This window comes from Belnapia arida, from assembly GCF_016773205.1.
Classification (GTDB): domain Bacteria; phylum Pseudomonadota; class Alphaproteobacteria; order Acetobacterales; family Acetobacteraceae; genus Belnapia; species Belnapia arida.
Genome location: NZ_JAETWB010000137.1, coordinates 1 through 1,347, shown reverse-complemented (window position 1 = coordinate 1,347; position 1,347 = coordinate 1). Strand labels below are relative to the sequence as shown.

Below are 1,347 nucleotides of genomic sequence, written 5' to 3'. Positions count from 1 at the left end.
CAGGCTACTGCGCAGCCGCGGTGATGCCTCTGGCTGCTGCCATGTAGCGGTTCCAGACCGTGACGCATTCCTCGCCACAACGATCTATCCATTTCGGTAACATGACATCCCGCAGCAGATGTGCGCGACGTCGTTGGTCCTGCGGCGTGTCGTCGAGCACCACCATGCGGCCCGGCTTGCCCTGAGTGCAGCGGGGTGAGCCGGCGTTGCAGAGGAAGCCCTCTTCGGTCTCACGCGCCGCCGCCTGCCAAATCGCCGCTTCCAGGGTCCTCAGCCCCTGCTGGATCTGGGTCCGCACCTCGGGTGGCAGCCCGTTCCAGGCGCTCAGATTGGCGCCAAAAAAGGAGACGCCCCAACCGATTGCTTGCCGTGACATCGTAGAGGTAATGGCCTGCAGCCCGAGCGCGTTGCCCGAGAGGCTGCCGGTGATGGCGCATTCTACGGTGTGATGCTCGAAGGCATAGGGGATCCGGGCGAACGGAATGACAACTGGCGCAGCACCGAGTGCCTCGATCATCTCGCTTTGCCCAACGGAGGACACCCGGACCCGCCGGCCGGCAAGGTCAGCCAGGCCGGCAAAAGGCTCGCGGCAGAACAGCACCTGGGCCGGGTAGGTATAGACCGCCAGTAGCTGCACATTGTACCGATCCCGCAAGGTTGCTTCCAGCCGTGGCCGTAGCAGATCCCGCGACTGGCTGAGCGTTGCTATGTCCGGGTTGAGCGCAGGCAGATCCATGGCCCCCAGCTCCGGGTCCTCGCCAGCAGCGACGGCCAGGCTGACGTTGCCGAACTGCACGACGCCCAGCCGCAGGAACCCGAGCATGTCAGGTCCACGAATGCCGCTGCGGTCAAACGGCGCGATCTCTGCCTTGACCCGGCCGCCGGTCAGGCGAGGCACCTCGCTTATCCAGAACGGGGCCTCGTAACGCTCATACTGGGTGACGCCGCCAAGCCCGCCAGCGATCCGAAGATGGATGGTCGTGGGTTCCTCGGCCCAGGCCGGCCAAGCCGCCAGCGTCACGCCCAGTGCCGCCACCATCATCGCTCGCATGCCAGCCTCCACCCTCAGCCGATCAGCGTACCCTAGAAGGCTTTAACCCGATCCTTCTCGGCTGGCGCGCCGCTCGGCGGCCAGGCCGTGATCCGGATCGGCGCCCCGCGCCGGCCGCAGTGCCCGCACCGCATCCGTGCCGTGGCTTCGCAGACCGCCAAGTGTCCGTATCGGCGGGCCAGGGACTGCGCCGGCATCCACCGCCGGTGGTCGCAGCTGCGGCACCAGATTTCGAGCACGCAGCAGCCGCGAGCCAGATGGTCGATCGTCGTCACCGCCAACGCGGGATCACTGCC

Annotated in this window: 2 protein-coding genes; both read right to left on the bottom strand. The window is 66.8% G+C overall.

The window, feature by feature from the left end; all coding sequences use genetic code 11:
• Positions 1-4: 4 nt before the first annotated feature.
• Complete coding sequence (locus JMJ56_RS33060) at positions 5-1,051, bottom strand: TRAP transporter substrate-binding protein (protein WP_202836111.1); 1,047 nt, start codon at positions 1,049-1,051, stop codon at positions 5-7.
• A gap of 32 nt (positions 1,052-1,083) precedes the next feature.
• The coding region (locus JMJ56_RS34650; protein WP_236039071.1) for a hypothetical protein at positions 1,084-1,347 on the bottom strand (264 nt) is incomplete at its 5' end.